General features: G+C 59.4%; 13 protein-coding genes. 10 read left to right on the top strand and 3 right to left on the bottom strand.

The features are described from left to right. The first annotated feature begins 32 nt into the window (after nt 1–32). The 5 genes from ACR0IV_RS16560 to ACR0IV_RS16580 all read left to right on the top strand — a co-directional run bounded on the left by ACR0IV_RS16560 (nt 33) and on the right by ACR0IV_RS16580 (nt 4,201). A complete protein-coding gene (locus ACR0IV_RS16560) occupies nt 33–1,790 on the top strand; it encodes a DNA polymerase III subunit gamma/tau (RefSeq protein WP_480659746.1) in 1,758 nt (585 codons plus the stop codon). Nucleotides 1,791–1,931: 141 nt separating this feature from the next. Beyond that, complete coding sequence (locus tag ACR0IV_RS16565) at nt 1,932–2,276, top strand: YbaB/EbfC family nucleoid-associated protein (RefSeq protein ID WP_480471780.1); 345 nt, start codon at nt 1,932–1,934, stop codon at nt 2,274–2,276. Between the two features lie 64 nt (nt 2,277–2,340). Beyond that, entirely contained in the window at nt 2,341–2,934 is a 594-nt protein-coding gene (gene recR / locus ACR0IV_RS16570) for a recombination mediator RecR (RefSeq protein ID WP_480659747.1), read from the top strand. Nucleotides 2,935–3,012: 78 nt separating this feature from the next. Continuing rightward, nucleotides 3,013–3,576 (top strand): histidine phosphatase family protein, encoded by a 564-nt coding sequence (locus ACR0IV_RS16575; RefSeq protein WP_480659748.1) that lies wholly within the window; start codon nt 3,013–3,015, stop codon nt 3,574–3,576. Between the two features lie 136 nt (nt 3,577–3,712). Next, nucleotides 3,713–4,201 (top strand): hypothetical protein, encoded by a 489-nt coding sequence (locus ACR0IV_RS16580; protein ID WP_480659749.1) that lies wholly within the window; start codon nt 3,713–3,715, stop codon nt 4,199–4,201. Here ACR0IV_RS16580 and ACR0IV_RS16585 read toward each other — a convergent pair. Further along, entirely contained in the window at nt 4,198–4,827 is a 630-nt protein-coding gene (locus ACR0IV_RS16585; protein ID WP_480659750.1) for a ribonuclease T2 family protein, read from the bottom strand. The genes ACR0IV_RS16580 and ACR0IV_RS16585 overlap by 4 nt on opposite strands. A 130-nt stretch (nt 4,828–4,957) precedes the next feature. On the opposite strand from ACR0IV_RS16585, the gene ACR0IV_RS16590 reads away from it, so the two are divergent. Continuing rightward, nucleotides 4,958–5,719 (top strand): DUF1013 domain-containing protein, encoded by a 762-nt coding sequence (locus tag ACR0IV_RS16590; RefSeq protein ID WP_480659751.1) that lies wholly within the window; start codon nt 4,958–4,960, stop codon nt 5,717–5,719. Nucleotides 5,720–5,773: 54 nt separating this feature from the next. Continuing rightward, nucleotides 5,774–6,163 carry a hypothetical protein gene (locus ACR0IV_RS16595; protein ID WP_480471775.1) on the top strand — a complete coding sequence of 130 codons (390 nt, stop codon included), beginning with the start codon at nt 5,774–5,776 and terminating at the stop codon, nt 6,161–6,163. A gap of 41 nt (nt 6,164–6,204) precedes the next feature. Here ACR0IV_RS16595 and ACR0IV_RS16600 read toward each other — a convergent pair whose 3' ends face one another. Next, nucleotides 6,205–7,236 carry a permease gene (locus ACR0IV_RS16600; protein ID WP_480659752.1) on the bottom strand — a complete coding sequence of 344 codons (1,032 nt, stop codon included), beginning with the start codon at nt 7,234–7,236 and terminating at the stop codon, nt 6,205–6,207. Beyond that, nucleotides 7,229–7,537, bottom strand: coding sequence for an ArsR/SmtB family transcription factor (locus tag ACR0IV_RS16605; protein WP_480659753.1), 309 nt, complete (start codon nt 7,535–7,537; stop codon nt 7,229–7,231). The genes ACR0IV_RS16600 and ACR0IV_RS16605 overlap by 8 nt, the downstream gene beginning before the upstream one ends. A gap of 117 nt (nt 7,538–7,654) precedes the next feature. Between ACR0IV_RS16605 and pdxR the strand changes: the two genes are divergently transcribed. From pdxR to ACR0IV_RS16620, 3 genes are all read left to right on the top strand, one after another. Next, nucleotides 7,655–9,115: a MocR-like pyridoxine biosynthesis transcription factor PdxR gene (pdxR, locus tag ACR0IV_RS16610; protein WP_480659754.1), complete on the top strand. Its 1,461-nt coding sequence runs from the start codon at nt 7,655–7,657 to the stop codon at nt 9,113–9,115. Nucleotides 9,116–9,239: 124 nt separating this feature from the next. Next, nucleotides 9,240–11,006 carry a sulfoacetaldehyde acetyltransferase gene (xsc, locus tag ACR0IV_RS16615; RefSeq protein WP_480471772.1) on the top strand — a complete coding sequence of 589 codons (1,767 nt, stop codon included), beginning with the start codon at nt 9,240–9,242 and terminating at the stop codon, nt 11,004–11,006. 169 nt (nt 11,007–11,175) lie between these two features. Then, on the top strand, nt 11,176–13,989 hold the full coding sequence (locus tag ACR0IV_RS16620) for a molybdopterin oxidoreductase family protein (protein ID WP_480659755.1): 2,814 nt from the start codon (nt 11,176–11,178) through the stop codon (nt 13,987–13,989). Nucleotides 13,990–14,021: the final 32 nt, after the last annotated feature.

Consider the following 14,021-nt stretch of genomic DNA (forward strand, 5'->3'; position numbering starts at 1 on the left):
CTGCGGCAGAACTCGAATCCGCGAAAGCAGACATGACCGACACGCCCAGCCCCGCCTACCAGGTGCTTGCCCGAAAATACCGCCCGGAAACCTTCGCCGATCTGGTTGGCCAGGACGCCATGGTGCGCACGCTGAAAAACGCGTTCGAGGCCGACCGCATCGCGCAGGCCTTCATCATGACCGGCATCCGCGGCACCGGTAAAACCACCACCGCCCGGATTATCGCCAAGGGCATGAATTGCATCGGCCCAGATGGCGAAGGCAAACCCACCACCGAACCTTGCGGCCAGTGTGAACATTGCGTGGCCATCATGGAGGGCCGCCATGTCGACGTGATGGAGATGGACGCCGCCAGCCGTACTGGCGTGAATGATATTCGCGAGATCATCGACAGTGTCCGATATCGCGCCGCCTCGGCCCGCTACAAGATCTACATCATCGACGAGGTTCACATGCTCTCGACCAGCGCCTTCAACGCGCTGCTCAAGACGCTTGAGGAACCGCCCGAGCATGTGAAGTTCATCTTTGCCACCACCGAGATCCGCAAGGTTCCGGTCACGGTGCTTTCTCGCTGTCAGCGCTTCGATCTTCGCCGGATCGAGCCCGAAGATATGATCGGCCTGCTACGCAAGATCGCAGATGCCGAAAGCGCGCAAATCGCCGAAGATGCGCTGGCGCTGATCACGCGCGCCGCCGAGGGCTCTGCCCGCGACGCGACCTCGTTGCTGGATCAGGCGATCAGCCATGGCGCATGCGAAACCAGCGCCGATCAGGTGCGCGCGATGCTGGGCTTGGCGGATCGTGGCAGGGTACTCGACCTGATTGATATGATCCTGCGCGGCGACGCTGCCGGTGCCCTGACCGAGCTCAGCGCCCAATATGCCGAAGGGGCAGACCCGCTGGCCGTTCTGCGTGATCTTGCCGAGATTACCCATTGGGTCTCGGTGGTGAAGATCACGCCAGACGCCGCCGAAGACCCTACCGTCTCGCCCGATGAGCGCGCCCGGGGCCAGCAGATGGCAGATGCCCTGCCGATGCGCGTGTTGACCCGCATGTGGCAGATGCTGCTGAAGGCACTCGAAGAGGTTGCCGCCGCGCCCAACGCGATGATGGCCGCCGAAATGGCCGTGATCCGCCTCACTCATGTGGCCGACCTGCCCAGCCCTGAGGAGTTGATAAAACGCCTTCAGGATGCGCCCATGCCTCCTCCAAACGGAGGGCCGGGAGGCGGCTTGCCGGCAGCCACGCAGAGCAACGTCTCAACCCCCGTTGCGACGCAAACGACCTATGCGGCAACGCGCAACCCAGCTGGCGCGCCCTCGGCAGCGTTGGCCCAGGACGTGGCGAACGCTCTGGCCCGCTACCCTACTTTCGACCATGTGGTCGAACTGATCCGGATCAATCGGGACGTCAAGCTTCTGGTCGAAGTTGAAAACGGTGTACGTCTGGTCTCCTATCAGCCGGGTCGGATCGAGTTTACTCCCGCCCCCCATGCGCCCGCGGACCTTGCCCCTCGGCTCGGATCAGCTTTGCAGCGCTGGACTGGTAATCGATGGGCCGTGACGATTGTATCCGATGGCGATGCAGCAACGATTGCTGAAATTCGCGATGAGGCAGAATTGGCGCTGAAGCATGTGGCCACCGAACACCCCTTGGTTCAGGCGGTGCTGGCGCAATTCCCGAAGGCCAAAATCACCAAGATCGAAACCCCTGAGCAACGCGCGGCGCAGGTCGAAACCGAAGCCCTGCCTGAGGTCGAAGACGAATGGGACCCGTTCGAGGAGGATTGAGGTCGAGGCGATACCTGTGAGGCTCAACCGGCGGAAGGGCCTTCCCAAAGACTTTGGCGACGGACGGGACGCGCCTCGCCCCTTGTGCCGGGTCCGCGCCACCCGTATTTAGACGGCAACGCGATTTACAGGAGAATATCGATGCTCAAAGGACTCGGCGGTCTGGGCGACATGGCCAAGATGATGAAATCCGCACAGGACCTGCAGACCAAGATGACCGAGATGCAGGAAGAGCTGAACAATCTGATGGTTGTTGGCGAATCCGGTGCCGGTCTTGTCAAAGCCACAGCCACGGCCAAGGGTGAGCTCAAAGGGCTCGATATTGACCCATCGATCTTCAACGGCGACGACAAGGAAGTGGTCGAGGATCTGATCCTGGCTGCGATCAAGGACGCGCAAACCAAAGCCGCCGAGCGTTCGCAGGAAGAGATGGCCAAGCTTACCGAAAGCATGGGCCTGCCCGCCGACATCAAGCTGCCGTTCTGATAGGCACTCCTGACGGAGTCGAGGCTAGGCACCCAAGTCCGGCCCATTTGCAGGAGGACGCGCAGTGAGTTCGAACAGTGACATCGACAATCTGATCGACCTGATGGCCAAGCTGCCGGGCCTCGGCCCCCGCTCGGCCCGCCGCGCGGTGCTACACCTGATCCGCAAACGCGCCTTGTTGCTGACGCCGCTGTCGGACGCGATGCAACAGGTGGCCATCACCGCCCGCGAGTGCCTGAATTGCGGCAATGTGGGCACCACCGATATCTGTGACATCTGCGATAGCGAGGATCGCGCGACCGGAGAGCTGTGCGTGGTCGAAGACGTAGCCGACCTCTGGGCAATGGAACGCGCCGGTGTGTTCAAGGGGCGTTATCACGTTCTGGGCGGTACGCTTTCAGCGCTTGACGGGGTCGGCCCGGAAGAGCTGCGCATTCCTCGGTTAAAAGACCGCGTCGTGGCCGAGGGGATCACCGAGATCATCCTCGCTCTGAACGCAACCGTCGATGGCCAGACCACCGCCCACTACATCGCCGATCAGTTGGAGGGACAGGTCCGCCTGACCTCATTGGCGCAAGGCGTACCGATTGGGGGCGAGCTGGACTATCTGGACGACGGAACAATCACGGCGGCATTGCGGGCGCGGAAGGAGATCTAGATCGGCATTGTCTATCTGCGGACATTGCTAGTGCCACCAAATCCAACAATCAAATTGCATTCAATTCAGGTGCATGTCTTGAGTAAATACCCCGACCTTTTTGTACTGAGACACGGCGAAACCGAGTGGAACACACTTGGTAAATTCCAAGGCCGCAAAAATTCTCCACTCACTGAAACCGGCAAGTTTCAGGCCCGAAAGCAAAAGGAGATTCTCAGTCGGATACCGAATGCCCCCTCGCGAGTCTTTGTCAGCCCACAGGAGCGGGCACAACACACAGCGCGGTTGGCAATTGCCCACCACCAAAAGGCAGTGCCCGATGATCGGCTAATGGAGATCGCGTTCGGCCAATGGGAAGGGGCCACCAGAGAATTCATCCGGACGCAAATCGACTGTTCCTACGAAAGCTACCATTGGTATTTCCAAAGTCCCAACGGAGAAAATTTTGATGCGATCTTTGGGAGGGTTCATTCTTTTCTGAGTGAACAGGATGAACCTGCAATCATTGTTACGCATGGCGTTACGTCGCTGGTGTTGCGAGGGCTTTGGTTGGGGCTTGATCTGAATGAACTTCTGCAGCTGCCGAGAACGCAAGGATGTGTTTTCCATCTTTCAAAGGGCGTTGAGACTATCTTGAGCTAGTCGAACGAGTTTTGCCTGGAATTCGAAGTGGCAACATCAACACAACTTGGATTTGCACGGCTTAAAAAACGCCTTTGGGAGATATCAGAACTACTCTAAAGGTAGTTAGATTCAGCGAATATTTGGAGTGCCCCCGATGACCCGCCTTCTCGCCCTCACCTTCGCCGCCTTCACAGCCACCTCCGCCCTCGCGCAAGACCTTGTCGACAAAGGCTTTGTCGAAGGCTGGAACATCATGATGGACCCTGCGCTTGGGAATGGGTGCCTGATCCAGACGGTGTATCAGGACCTCTCGGTGGTGCGGCTCGGTTATGATGCGCTGGACAATCGCGGGTATTTCGCTGTCTACAACAAAGCTTGGGGCGATATTGAACAGGGAAAAAGCTATCCGATCCGCTTTGATCTGGACGGTAAGAGCTATGATGCCACGGCCATAGGGTTCAATGAGCGCGATGTGCCGGGTGCGACCGTGTTCTTCACCGACCGGAATTTCGTAAACGCGATTGCACAGAACAAGACAATGACCGTCTATAATCCAGAAGGTCAGACCGTTATGGCGATTGACCTGAAAGGGACTGCCAAGGCGCTGGATTATGCGCGGGATTGTCAGAACAAGAAGCTCTAGCGAATCGGATCAAACAAGGCGTCTTTGGCCGCGCAGTCTCGGATGACATCGCGGCCACAGGGCACGGGATCAAGATCGCGCGACAGGCACAGGCGGACCTCTTCGATATAGCCCTGTTTGCAGGTGATCGTGATCATGTCGCGCTGCAGTTCGGGGTTTGCCTTCAAAAAGGCCTCTTCCACCACCGAAGCGGGCAGTTTTACCGATGTGTCCAGTTGACGAAATACCTTGGGGCGCGCGACACGACCGTAGGCCTCCCGCGACAAGGTGAAATAATCCGGTGCGGACAACCCCGAGCAGGTGCCGTGTTTCTTCCACTGATGCCAGGCAAGACCTGCGCTGCCCTGAATATCCTCCATTGCGCGGGTCATGCTGCGCGATGGAGGAGCCTCGGGCGTGCGGCAATAGGAGGGCCAACCCTGATGAAACTGCGGCCAGAGGCCGTGCAATATCCATCCGTGGTCATAGCGCGCATCACATTGATCCGAGCCGCGCGCATCCCCTTCACGGGCGCACCAGTTGGGCGACCAGCTGAGCGATAGGACGTAATAGTCAAACTCGCCCGCCTTTTCACCTTCGGCCAACGCAGTCACGGCACTCAGCATCCACAAAATCACCCAGCGCATTCGCCTCTTCCCTTCTTAACGTGACGCGACTATATAGGCCCCAAGTTCCCCGACAACGGAAACCTGCCCCAAGACCACGGGGCCGCCGAATTCCGGCGACGGGACAGGTGTATTTATAGGAGACGGGCTGATGGCAAAACCGCTTATGGCCAAAGCAACAGCCGTATGGCTGGTGGACAACACCACGATCAGCTTCAAGCAGATCGCGGATTTCGTGGGCATGCACGAGCTGGAAGTGCAGGGCATCGCAGACGGCGACGTGGCCGCAGGTGTCAAAGGGTTCGATCCCATCGCCAACAACCAGCTGACTCAGGAAGAGATTGACTCGGCGCAGAACAACCCGCTGCACAAGCTGAAGCTCAAGTTCAACCCGGCTGCCTCGGGCGAGGAAAAGCGCCGTGGCCCGCGTTACACCCCGCTGTCCAAGCGTCAGGACCGTCCAAACTCGATCCTGTGGCTCGTCAAGTTCCACCCCGAACTCAGCGATGGTCAGATCGCCAAGCTGGTTGGCACCACCAAGCCAACCATCCAGTCGATCCGCGAGCGCACGCACTGGAACATCGCCAACATGCAACCGATCGATCCGGTTGCACTGGGCCTGTGTAAGCAGTCCGAACTGGATGCGATCGTGCAGAAAGCTGCCGCGAAGAAAGCTGCCGAAGGCGGCGTGATGAGCGATGATGAGCGTCGCAAGCTGGTCTCGACCGAGCAGTCACTCGAAATGGATTCGGCACCGAAGATTCCGACCGCCATTGAAGGTCTGGAAACCTTCTCGTTGTCTGATGAGCCTGAGGACAAGGAAGACGATGATGTCATCGTCGACGCCGACAGCTTCTTCAACCTGCCCAAAGGTGACGGCAGCGACGAAGACGAGGACGACCTGCGCCCCTGATGCGCAGATGGCCCCGACCCGACCGGTTGGGGCCGTTTTCTTTTGGGGAATGAAATGCTGAGCTTTCTATCCGCAATTTTCGGCCCGCACCGCGCCGTCTCGATCTATGCGTTCATCAAAACCAAAGGCCTTGCCATCCTGGGTGGGGTTGGGGTGATCGCGGTTGCTGCCGCATTGCTGTTGCTGAACGACAGCGGCGAGCACGAGCACCACTCGTTCATGACGGTTCCCGTGCTGTCGGCGACACCGATCAACGGAGACCTAAAAAACGGCGTTATCGCGTCGGTGCGTCTGCCAGATGGATCGGCGACGTCGATCACGTCGACCGAGGCCCCGGTCTCGCAAAGCGTTGGTACTAGCGCCTGCGTGGAAAAACGCATCTTTGTAGAGAGTGGAGAACCGAGATACCGGTTCAAACTGCCTCGCTATTGCGAGGCAAGCTAACGAGCAAAACCGCCCGGTGACATCACCGGGCGGTTTTTCCTTCAGATCATCTGGAACAGAACGCCCGAGATGACGGCCCCGCTGACCCCCAGCACCAGATAGGTGGCGAAGACACGCGGTTTGACCAGAGACCAGACCGCCGCCATTGCCGGGATCGAGCTGACAGCGCCCGCGATCATGAACGCCATGGCAGCGCCTGCCGTCATCCCCTGCTCCATCAGCCCCGCCAGCAGCGGCGGTGCGACATATGAGTTCAGATAGGCAGGCATACCGACCAGAGCAGCGGTGATAATGGGCACCACACCTTCGCCCCCGACGACACGCGCGATCAGGTCCGCTGGCACATAGCTGACCAACAGCGCCTCGAGGACGTATGCCAGCGCCAGCCATTTCAACAGGAACAGGCCGTTATGAACGAACTCGGACCGGAAGCGGACCCGACGCTCGGGCATCTGCCAGAATTGCCAGACCGGTTTGTCATCTTTCTTTGGCCCACACCCACAGCAGCCCGCAGGTTTGTACTCACGCAGGGGCTGGGTGAAGGCACCGCCACGCATCAAAGCCCGGACCGCGAAGCCTCCGAACAGGCCGAGCGCAACGGCGGCAACCGCCTTGCCGATGGCAAAGGGCCAACCCAGCGCACCAGCGGTGATCAAAAGGGTTGGCGGATCGATCAGAGGAGAGCTCAGCCAGAAGGCCATGACCGCCGACAAGGGCGCACCCAACGCCAGTAGCCCGGCGATAAACGGGATCACCTCGCAGGAGCAGAATGGCGCCAGACCGCCAAACACCGCGGCCAGAAAGATCATCCTTGTTTCGCGCCCTTCAAAGGCGCGGGCAACCATCACCTCGGCCCCCGTCGCCTTGAGATAAGACAGCAGCAGCACCGCAAACAGGATATATTGCCCGGTATAAGCCAGCGCTTTGGCCGCAAATGTCACAACCGCGGTCCAATTGCCGGGATCGAGCAACGCGACGGCGATCAACAAGGCTATGATCAAGGCCCATGGCGTCTTGATGAGATCAACTACGTTGCGCGCCAGCGGCTTGGGGTTTTGTGTCAGCTCAGCCATCGTTTGCGGCCTTTCCTATTTCGTCCGCGCAGCATTCGCTGAGGATGAATTGCGCGAGGTTTCTAAGTTCATCAAAGCACGCCCGGTTGATCGTGCTGCGCCCGATCTTCTCCTGCTCAACAACGCCACCGGCGGCCAGAAATCGCAGGTGATGTGCCAGAGTCGACGGCGCGATGCCTGTGCGGTTCTGAATCTCTCCGACAGTCAAACCGGTCTGCCCGGCCCGTACCAGGGTCTTGAGAACTTTCAGCCGGGCTTCGGACCCCATGGCCGAGAACCCGGCAGCAGCTGATTCCCACATTTTTCAACTCCATTAAACTAGATTTCTGGTTATTTAGTTTTTTGCCACCTCGTGTCAATCACCTTCTGACAGTAAGTCCAGATTGCCCCCGACTTAAGTCCAGCATATAAGCGATCCATGAGTATCTCGGTCGACACTTTCTTTCTGGAACGAAACGCACAGGGCACGCTTCAGGCGCAGATCCAGCAGCTGATTGCCGAAGGCATCCTGTCCGGTCGTTTCCACGTGGGAGAGAAACTGCCCTCGTCCCGAAAACTGGCTGCGCATCTGGGTGTCAGCCGGATCACGGTCACGCTGGCCTATACCGAGCTGCTGGCCAATGACTATCTCACGTCCAGGGGACGCTCAGGCTATTACGTCTCGGAAAATGCGCCGGTGCCGCCGACCTATACGCCGATGAGGCGCGAGACCGAAACGGTAGACTGGGATCGCGCCTTTGCGCGCCGGTTCTCGGGCGGGGACATACTGCCGAAACCCAGCAACTGGCGCGAATACCGCTATCCTTTCATCTACGGTCAGGCCGACAGGGGGCTGTTCGATCATGCCAACTGGCGTCTCTGTGCTGTGCGCGCATTGGGGCACAAGGATTTCGATACGCTAACGGGGGATTATGTGGATCGCGACGACCCGATGCTGATCGAGTTCATCGCCCGCCACACTCTGCCCCGGCGCGGTATTGCCGCGCGCCCGGAAGAGATACTGATCACTCTCGGTGCCCAAAACGCCTTGTGGCTGGCCTCGCGCGTGTTGCTCAACCGTGATCGCAAAGCGGCCATCGAAGACCCTTGCTATTATGCCCTGCGTGATTTGCTGGTGCATTCCGAATGCAAACTGGCTCCACTGCGCGTCGACCGGGACGGCTTGCCGCCTGATGCGATACCTGATGATACCGATGTCATCTTCACCACACCAAGCCACCAATGCCCCACCACGGCCACGATGCCCATCGCGCGCAGGCACGCCCTTTTGAAACGCGCCAAAGAGCTGAACGCGATGATCGTCGAGGATGATTACGAGTTCGAGATGTCCTTTCTGGGGGCACCCTCACCTGCACTGCGCTCGCTGGATACGGAGGGCCGCGTGATCTACGTCGGCAGCTTCTCGAAATCGCTGTTTCCGGGGTTGCGGCTGGGCTACATGGTTGGGTCCGAAAGCTTCATCCGCGAGGCGCGTGCTTTGCGTTCGCTGGTGTTGCGCCATCCCCCCGGGCACGTGCAGCGCACGGCGGCCTACTTCCTGTCTCTCGGACATTACGATGCGCAGATCCGGCGGATGTCCAAAGCTCTGCAACAAAGACGCGTGGCCATCGATGACGCGATCCGTCAATCCGGCCTCACGGTCGCGGGCCGGGGAATGCTGGGCGGATCATCAATCTGGATGCAGGCACCGACACATATAGATACCACGCAGCTTGCACATCAGTTGCAGCACAAGAGCGTTCATATCGAACCGGGCGAGCCCTTCTTCTCGGGCCCCGACCGTCCAAAGAACTACTATCGCCTCGGCTATTCCTCGATCACGCCCGATCGGATCGGACCGGGGATCGCGCAAATCGCAGAGACCATTCGTCAGGCATAATACTACTGGACCTATCCCGCTGTTGGTTCTGGCCCTAACGCCACAGTCACCCTTGGGTCAAAACCGAGCGGAAAACAGGGGCGAGAGATCCCGTTACAGCCATCCATGATCGGAGAACACGCAGATGAAAATGACCACCGAAGAAGCCTTTGTAAAAACGCTGCAGATGCATGGGATTGAACATGCGTTCGGCATCATCGGTTCGGCCTTCATGCCGATTTCCGATATCTTCCCCAAAGCCGGTATCACCTTCTGGGACTGCGCCCACGAAGGCTCGGGCGGAATGATGGCAGATGGCTACACCCGTGCCACCGGCAAGATGTCGATGATGATCGCGCAGAACGGCCCCGGCATCTCGAACTTCGTGACGGCCGTAAAGACCGCCTACTGGAACCACACGCCGCTGCTGCTGGTGACCCCGCAGGCCGCGAACAAGACCGTTGGCCAGGGCGGTTTCCAGGAAATCGAGCAGATGAACATGTTTGCCGACTGCGTCTGCTATCAGGAAGAAGTTCGCGACCCCTCGCGCATGGCCGAGGTGCTGAGCCGCGTGATCCAGAACGCCAAGCGCTATAGCGCCCCGGCACAGATCAACGTGCCGCGCGATTACTTCACGCAGGTCGTCGATATCGAACTGCCCCGCATCGTCGATTTCGAACTGCCCTCGGGCGGTGAAGCGGCGCTGGATCAGGCTGCTGAACTGCTGTCGAACGCGCGTTTCCCGGTGATCCTGAACGGCGCGGGCGTGGTTCTGGCCGGTGCCATTCCATCAACCGCTGCGCTGGCTGAACGTCTGGATGCGCCGGTCTGCTGCGGCTATCAGCATAATGACGCCTTCCCCGGCTCGCACCCGCTGCACGCTGGCCCCCTGGGCTACAATGGCTCGAAAGCCGGGATGCAGCTGATCTCGAAGGCGGATGTTGTTCTGGCACTGGGTACTCGACTGAACCCGTTCTCGACCTTGCCCGGCTACGGCATCGACTATTGGCCGACCGAGGCGAAGATCATTCAGGTTGACGTCAAACCCGAGCGTATCGGTCTGACCAAACCCGTCACCGTCGGTATCGTTGGCGACGCGAAGAAGGTTGCCGAAACCCTGCTGGAAAAACTGTCCGGGACCGCAGGCGACGAAGGACGCCAGGCGCGCAAGGACCTGATCGCCACGACCAAATCGGCCTGGGCGCAGGAGCTGTCGTCGATGGACCACGAAAACGACGACCCGGGCACCACCTGGAACGAACGCGCCCGCTCGGCCAAGCCCGATTGGATGAGCCCCCGGATGGCATGGCGTGCGATTCAGTCCGCTCTGCCGAAAGAAGCCATCATCTCGTCCGATATCGGCAACAACTGCGCCATCGGCAACGCTTATCCGTCCTTCGAAGAAGGCCGCAAGTATCTGGCCCCCGGCCTGTTCGGTCCCTGCGGCTATGGCCTGCCATCGGTGATCGGCGCCAAGATCGGCTGCCCGGATACGCCTGTGGTTGGTTTCTCGGGCGACGGTGCGTTCGGCATCGCGGTGACCGAGTTGACGGCAATCGGTCGCGAGGAATGGCCCGCAATCACACAGGTGGTGTTCCGCAATTACCAATGGGGCGCGGAAAAGCGGAACTCGACCCTGTGGTATGACGACAACTTCGTCGGCACCGAACTGGACACCAAGGTGTCTTACGCCGGTATCGCGCAGGCCTGTGGTTTGAAAGGTGTCATAGCCCGCACCATGGATGAGCTAACCGCGGCGCTGGCACAGGCTGTTGAAGATCAGAAAAACGGCATCACCACCCTGATCGAAGCCATGATCAATCAGGAACTGGGCGAGCCCTTCCGCCGTGACGCCATGAAGAAGCCTGTCGAAGTGGCGGGCATCGACGCAGGCGACATGCGTCCTCAATAATGTGATGTGTGGGCCGGGTCCGATGGGTCCGGCCCTCATATGTTTGTTTCTAAAAACCGGAAAACCTCCGGAAAAGTAACGAAAAGCTTGAGCCTGGCGCCAGAACTCTCAAGAATGGCAACAAGGCTCGGGCAATAAGGCGATCGGCCGCAGGGAGAGAATTTACGAAATGCAGCAGCCCAAGATCGACCTGTCGCCCAAGGTTTCAGACGAGGTTCGGCGCACAACATGCTACATGTGTGCCTGCCGCTGCGGCATCAACGTGCATATGAAAGATGGCAAGGTCGCCTATATCGAAGGCAACCGTGACCATCCTGTGAACAAGGGCGTTCTGTGCGCCAAAGGCAGCGCCGGGATCATGCAGGTCAACGCCCCGTCGCGCCTGCGCAAACCGCTGCGCAGGGTTGGGCCACGCGGATCAGGTGAGTTCCGCGAGATTGAATGGGACGAAGCAATCAGCACAGCCGTCGGCTGGCTGAACGAGCTGCACGAAACCGCACCGCAAAAACTGGCCTTTTTCACCGGCCGCGATCAGAGCCAGAGCTTCACGTCTTTCTGGGCACAAAATTTCGGCACCCCGAACTACGCGGCCCACGGCGGGTTCTGCTCGGTCAACATGGCGGCGGGTGGCATCTATACCATGGGCGGCGCGTTCTGGGAGTTCGGCCAGCCCGATTGGGACCATACCAAACTGTTCATGTTGTTTGGTGTGGCCGAGGATCATGACAGCAACCCGATCAAGATGGGCATCGGCAAGATCAAGAATCGTGGCGCACGCGTGATCGGGGTAAACCCGATCCGCTCGGGCTATAACGCTGTGGCGGACGATTGGGTCGGGATTACACCGGGCACCGATGGGCTGTTCATCCTGTCGCTGATTCACGTGCTGATGAAAGCGGGCAAGATCGACCTCGACTACCTCAGCCGTTACACCAATGCGCCGGTTCTGGTGAACGCTGCTGAAGGTCCTGAAAAAGGTCTGTTCCTGCGCGACGCGGATGGCAAACCTCTGGTGATCGACCGCATCACCGGCGAACCGACCGCCTTCGACGAACCCGGCGTCCGTCCGGACCTGTCGGCCACCTATGAAAAAGACGGTGTCACTCATCGCCCTGTCTTCCACCTCATGGCCGAGAAATACCTCTCCGACGACCATGCCCCCGAGGCCGTCGCCGAACGCTGCGGTATCCCTGCCAAACGCATCCGCGCCATCGCCGCCGAGATCGCCCGTGTCGCCTTTGACGAAGCCATCGAGCTGGATCACGAATGGACCGATTTCCGGGGCGAGACTCACTCGAAAATGGTCGGTCGTCCGGTCAGCTTTCATGCCATGCGCGGGATTTCAGCCCATGCCAACGGGTTCCAAACCTGCCGGTCACTCCATGTACTGCAAATCCTGTTGGGCACGGTCGAAGTACCCGGCGGCTTCCGCTTCAAGCCACCTTACCCCAAACCGGTCGAGGCGCACCCCACCCCGCATGGCGACCGTCGCCCCGGCCGCCCGCTGGAAGGCCCGCATTTGGGCTTCCCACGCGGCCCAGAAGATCTTCTGATCGACGATTGCGGCACGCCGCAACGAATTGACAAGGCGTTCACCTGGGAAAACCCGATGTCGGCCCACGGGCTCATGCATATGGTGATCTCGAACGCCGCCGCGGGCGATCCCTACAAGATCGACACGCTGTTCATGTATATGGCGAACATGTCATGGAACTCATCCATGAACACCAAAGGTGTGATGGAGATGCTGTCGGCAAAGAACGAAGATGGCAAATACGTCATCCCCAGGATCATCTATTCCGATGCCTATTCCTCGGAAATGGTCGCTTATGCAGACCTGATCCTGCCCGACACCACTTATCTGGAACGGCACGACTGCATCTCGCTGCTCGATCGCCCAATCTGCGAGGCCGATGCCGCCGCCGACGCGATCCGCTGGCCGGTGATTGAACCTGACCGCGACGTGCGCGGTTTTCAGTCGGTCCTGATCGAACTCGCTAACCGCATGAGCCTGCCGGGTTTCACCAACGAGGATGGTACACCCAAGTGGAAAGACTACGCTGACTACATCGTCAACCACCAACGCAAACCGGGCATCGGCCCGCTCGCTGGGTTCCGCGGCGAAAACGGCGACAAGGAAGGGCGCGGCGAGGTCAATCCCGAGCAGTTGAACCGCTACATCGAAAACGGCGGCTTCTACGTCGCGCATATTCCCGAAGGTGCGGATTACTACAAACCTTGGAACACGGCTTATCAGGACTGGGCTGTGGGCATGGGCATCTATGACAGCCCTCAACCCTATCTGTTCCAGCTCTATTCCGAACCGATGCGCAAGTTCCAACTGGCTGCCGAAGGGCATAGCGATCGTCAGCCGCCTGAACACCTGCGTCAGCGCATCAAGGACACTATGGACCCGCTGCCAATCTGGTACGAAACCGATCAGCAGGGCAACGAGGGCTTCACCGTCAACGCCCTGACTCAACGCCCGATGGCGATGTATCACAGCTGGGGCACCCAGAACGCGTGGCTGCGGCAGCTTCACGGGCGCAATCCGCTCTACGTGCCCACGAAGTTGATGCGGGAACACGGTCTGCAAGATGGCGATTGGGCGAAAGTCAGCTCTCCGCACGGGGAAATCACCGTGCCCGTGATGGAAATGGCCGCGCTGAACGAGAACACCGTCTGGACGTGGAACGCCATCGGCAAACGCAAAGGCGCCTGGGCCCTGCAGGAGGATGCACCCGAAGCCACCAAGGGTTTCCTGCTGAACCACCTGATCCATGAGCTTCTTCCACCGAAGGGCGATGGCCTGCGCTGGGCCAATTCCGATCCGGTCACCGGTCAGGCCGCGTGGTTCGATCTGAAGGTCAAAATCGAAAAAGCCGGTCCTCCGACGGATGCCGAAAGCCAGCCCGAATTTGCCCCAATCAAGTCGCCCGTTGGCACCGGACCAAAGGACCTGGCATGGAAGGTTGGCAAATGATCCGGATCCGCACTTTATCTGGCCAAAAATAT

It is taken from the genome of Ruegeria sp. C2, from assembly GCF_056537765.1.

Excerpts from the sequence above, each read along its gene's own strand:
- ACR0IV_RS16580 (WP_480659749.1), top strand. The coding sequence starts at position 3,713 with ATGACCCGCCTTCTCGCCCTCACCTTCGCCGCCTTCACAGCCACCTCC.
- ACR0IV_RS16600 (WP_480659752.1), bottom strand. The coding sequence starts at position 7,236 with ATGGCTGAGCTGACACAAAACCCCAAGCCGCTGGCGCGCAACGTAGTT.
- pdxR (WP_480659754.1), top strand. The coding sequence starts at position 7,655 with ATGAGTATCTCGGTCGACACTTTCTTTCTGGAACGAAACGCACAGGGC.
- ACR0IV_RS16590 (WP_480659751.1), top strand. The coding sequence starts at position 4,958 with ATGGCAAAACCGCTTATGGCCAAAGCAACAGCCGTATGGCTGGTGGAC.
- ACR0IV_RS16605 (WP_480659753.1), bottom strand. The coding sequence starts at position 7,537 with ATGTGGGAATCAGCTGCTGCCGGGTTCTCGGCCATGGGGTCCGAAGCC.
- xsc (WP_480471772.1), top strand. The coding sequence starts at position 9,240 with ATGAAAATGACCACCGAAGAAGCCTTTGTAAAAACGCTGCAGATGCAT.
- ACR0IV_RS16585 (WP_480659750.1), bottom strand. The coding sequence starts at position 4,827 with ATGCGCTGGGTGATTTTGTGGATGCTGAGTGCCGTGACTGCGTTGGCC.
- ACR0IV_RS16565 (WP_480471780.1), top strand. The coding sequence starts at position 1,932 with ATGCTCAAAGGACTCGGCGGTCTGGGCGACATGGCCAAGATGATGAAA.
- ACR0IV_RS16620 (WP_480659755.1), top strand. The coding sequence starts at position 11,176 with ATGCAGCAGCCCAAGATCGACCTGTCGCCCAAGGTTTCAGACGAGGTT.
- ACR0IV_RS16560 (WP_480659746.1), top strand. The coding sequence starts at position 33 with ATGACCGACACGCCCAGCCCCGCCTACCAGGTGCTTGCCCGAAAATAC.
- ACR0IV_RS16595 (WP_480471775.1), top strand. The coding sequence starts at position 5,774 with ATGCTGAGCTTTCTATCCGCAATTTTCGGCCCGCACCGCGCCGTCTCG.